The organism is Spirillospora sp. NPDC046719, assembly GCF_040645715.1.
Classification (GTDB): domain Bacteria; phylum Actinomycetota; class Actinomycetes; order Streptosporangiales; family Streptosporangiaceae; genus Spirillospora.
Genome location: NZ_JBEYYT010000664.1, coordinates 1 through 3,846 on the forward strand (window position 1 = coordinate 1; position 3,846 = coordinate 3,846).

Genomic DNA, 3,846 nt, shown 5'->3' on the forward strand with positions numbered 1-3,846 from the left:
CGGCGGCGCCTGCTGCTGGGGAGCCTCCTGCGGCTCCGGCCGCGCCGGAGCCTGCTCCTGCGCGGGGGCCTCCTGCGCGGCGGGCGCCTGCTCCTGGGCGGGGGCGCCGGACGGGGCGTCGCCCTCGTCCCCGATGACGGCCAGTTCGGCGCCGACCTCGACGGTCTCGTCCTCGGCGACGGTGATGCTGGTCAGGATGCCCGAGGCGGGCGAGGGGATCTCGGTGTCGACCTTGTCGGTCGACACTTCGAGAAGCGGCTCGTCGGTCTCGACGCGCTCACCCTCCTTCTTCAGCCAGCGGGTGACGGTGCCCTCGGTGACGCTCTCGCCGAGCTGGGGCATAGTGACGGAGACCGGCATGGCTCTCAGCGACTCCTTAGAGAAATACTGTGCGCGGTTGTTCAGCCGTGCACGTGCAACGGCTTGCCGGCGAGCGCGAGATGCGCCTCGCCGACCGCCTCGGACTGGGTCGGGTGGGGGTGGATCAGCTGGGCGACCTCGCTCGGGAGGGCCTCCCAGTTGTAGATGAGCTGGCCCTCGGCGATCAGCTCGCCGACGCGCGCGCCGACCATGTGCAGGCCGAGGACCGGCCCGTCCACGGCCGCGATCACCTTGACCTCGCCCTGCGTGCCCAGGATCTTGCTCTTGGGGTTGCCGGCCAGGTCGTAGGTGACCTCGTTGATCTCGTACCCGCGCTCGCGGGCCACCGCGGAGGTGATGCCCACCGAGGCGACCTCGGGATCGGAGTAGGTGATGCGCGGCACGCCGTCGTAGTCGATCGGCGCGGGGGTGAGCCCGCCGAGCCGCTCGGCGACGAGGATGCCCTCGGCGAAGCCGACGTGGGCCAGCTGCGGCGTGGCGACCAGGTCGCCGACGGCCGAGATGGTGGGGACGCTGGTGCGGCAGTACTCGTCGACCTTGACGTAGCCGCGCTCCAGCTCGACGCCGACCTCCGCGAGGCCGATGCCGTCGGAGACCGGCCCGCGGCCGACCGCCACGAGCAGCAGCTCGGCGTCGACGACCTTGCCGCCCTCCAGCGTGACGGAGATCCCGCCCTGGGTGACCTTGGCGCTCTCGAACCGGGTGCCGAGCTCGAACTTGATGCCGCGCTTGCGGAACGCCCGCTCGAGCCGCTTGGAGCTGGACTCCTCCTCCAGCGGCAGCAGGTGGGGGAGGGCCTCGACGATGGTGACGTCGGCGCCGAACGAGCGCCACACGCTGGCGAACTCCACGCCGATGACGCCGCCGCCGAGGATGATCACCGAGCCGGGCACGTGCTCCAGCCGCAGCGCGTGGTCGCTGGAGATGACGCGCTCGCCGTCGATCTCCAGGCCGGGCAGCGACTTCGGCGCCGACCCGGTGCCGAGCACGATGTGCTGGCCCTCCAGCGCGCGGGTCTCGCCGGAGGGCGTGCGGACCTCGACGGTCGTCGGGCCGGTCAGCCGGCCCTCGCCGTGCACGACCTCGATGCCGCGCGACTTGATCAGCCCGGTCAGGCCCTTGACGGTCGTGGAGACGACCCGGTCCTTGTAGGCGTTCACGCCGGCGACGTCGATGCCCTCGAACACCGCGTTGACGCCGAACTTCGCGGCCTCGCGGGTCTGGTCCGCCACCTCGGCCGCGTGCAGCAGCGCCTTGGTGGGGATGCAGCCCCGGTTGAGGCACGTCCCGCCGAGCGACTCGTCGCGCTCGACGAGCGCGACGGACCTGCCGAGTTCGGCGGCGCGCAGCGCGCACGCGTAGCCGCCGCTGCCGGCACCCAGGACCACGATGTCGTAGGGGCCGTTATTCGCCACTGGACGCTCCCTTTCCCGGAGACGGCGCCGCGCGGGCCGCGGCGCTCTCGGGCGGGACGGCCTTGCAACGGCCCCCACCGCCACGAGAAATCTATTGTGTCCTGCTCCGGACGCCGCCGGGCGGCCCCCGGGGAATCCCCGCCGGGCGCTACAGGATCCCGGCCGCGAGGTCCTCGGCGATCTGCACGAGCGTGCGGGTCGCCGCCCCGGTGCCGCCCTTCGGGGTGTAGCCGTAGGGCTCGCCCTGCTGGAACGAGGGGCCGGCGATGTCGAGGTGCGCCCACTTCACGCCGTCCGGCACGAACTCCTTCAGGAAGACGCCGGCGACCAGCATCCCGCCCCAGCGGTCGCCGCTGATGTTCGCCAGGTCGGCCACCGCCGAGTCGAGCCCCTTGCGCAGCTCGGCCGGCAGCGGCATGCCCCAGGAGGCCTCCCCGGCGCGCTCTGCCGCCGCCACCACCTTCTCACGGACGTCGTCGTCGTTGGCCATGACCCCGGCGGTGCGGCTGCCGAGCGCGACCAGCTGCGCGCCGGTCAGCGTCGCCACGTCCACGATCAGGTCGGGGGAGTCCTCGCCGGAGCGGACCAGCGCGTCGGCGAGCACGAGGCGGCCCTCGGCGTCGGTGTTGAGGACCTCGACGGTCTTGCCGCCGTAGATGCGCAGCACGTCGGACGGGCGCTGGGCGCTGCCGCTCGGCATGTTCTCGGCGATGGCCAGGTAGCCGACGACGTTGACCTTCGGGGCCAGCTCGGCGATGGCGGCCATCGCGCCGAGGACGGCGCCGGCGCCGCCCATGTCGGACTTCATCCAGTCCATCGAGCCGGTCGGCTTGAGGGACAGGCCGCCGGAGTCGAACGTGATGCCCTTGCCGACCAGCGCGAGCGTCTTGGACGCCTCGGGGTGGGAGTAGGCGAGCCGGACGAGGCGCGGCGGGTTCACCGAGCCCTGCCCGACGCCGGTGATGCCGCCGTAGCCGCCGTCGACGAGCGCCTTCTCGTCGAGGACCTCGATGCCGAGGCCGCTCTCGCGGGCGACCCGCTCGGCCTCGTTGGCGAGGTCCTCGGGGGTGAGGTCGGACGGCGGGGTGTTGACCAGGTCGCGGACCAGGTTGACGGCGTCGGCCAGCACGCGGGCGCGCTCCACGGCCACGTCGGTGGCGGCGGGGGCGGCGAGCCGGATCTCGGCGACGGGGCTCTTGTGGCCGTCGCCGGTCCGGTAGGAGTCGAAGGAGTAGGCGCCGAGCAGCGCGCCCAGCGCGACCGCCTCGGCCTCGGCGGCGGACGGGGCGGGCAGCGCGACCGCGACCTTCCCGGAGCCGGCCAGCGCGCGGACGGCGGCGCCGGCGGCGCGGCGCAGGTCCTCGGCGGAGGGGTCCTCGCCGAGCCCGGCGGCGACGATCACCGGGGCGGTGACGGCGCCCAGCGTGGGCAGCTTGGTGATCTCGCCGGGCTTGCCGGTGGCGCCGAGGGCGCCGAGCGCCGCGGCGAGCCTCCCGTCCATGGCGCGGTCGAGGTCCCCGGCGCCGGCGGCGGGCGCGGCCCCCGCGTCCGCCGGGACGGCTCCGATCACGATGGCGTCGACGTCGAGGCCGGCCAGGTCTGCGCTGTCAAGTCCGATGCTCGTCACGTAGTCCGATGTTAGTCCTCCCGGTGACCGGTTTCGCCCTTTTGGATCAAGCATTGCCGGGCCCGGAACCTCGCCGCTGCCTGCCGGGATCGCCGTGCGGGCGCGGACGCGGGCGCGCGGCGCCGGAAGATCACCCGGCCTCCGGGCGGGGCCGGGCGCCGGGCCGCCCGGCCGGCGGAGGCGGTGCGGAGGCGGTGCGGGGTCGGCGCGGGGTCGGCGCGGGGCGCGGTGCGGAGGCGCCCGGGAGGGTGCGCGAAGGCGGCGCGGCAGGTGGCGGGACGGCGGAGGCCGGGCGCGTCCGCGCAGGTCACGCGGGTGCCGCGGATTTTCGGGGTGGCGCAACGGCTCCCCTATTCACCTATTCCCATCGTTTTAGTAGGTTTATGGCCGTGACCAGGAGAGACGACACCCGCTCGGCGACCG

Annotated in this window: 3 protein-coding genes; all 3 read right to left on the bottom strand. The window is 74.0% G+C overall.

What is annotated here, in order from left to right; genetic code table 11:
* Window positions 1–360 (bottom strand): biotin/lipoyl-containing protein (locus ABZ914_RS48265; RefSeq protein WP_500201343.1); only part of this gene is annotated, 360 nt, incomplete at its 3' end.
* A gap of 41 nt (window positions 361–401) precedes the next feature.
* Window positions 402–1,796, bottom strand: coding sequence for a dihydrolipoyl dehydrogenase (lpdA, locus tag ABZ914_RS48270; RefSeq protein ID WP_500201344.1), 1,395 nt, complete (start codon window positions 1,794–1,796; stop codon window positions 402–404).
* A 148-nt stretch (window positions 1,797–1,944) separates the two neighbouring features.
* On the bottom strand, window positions 1,945–3,477 hold the full coding sequence (locus tag ABZ914_RS48275) for a leucyl aminopeptidase (RefSeq protein WP_500201345.1): 1,533 nt from the start codon (window positions 3,475–3,477) through the stop codon (window positions 1,945–1,947).
* Window positions 3,478–3,846 lie beyond the last annotated feature (369 nt).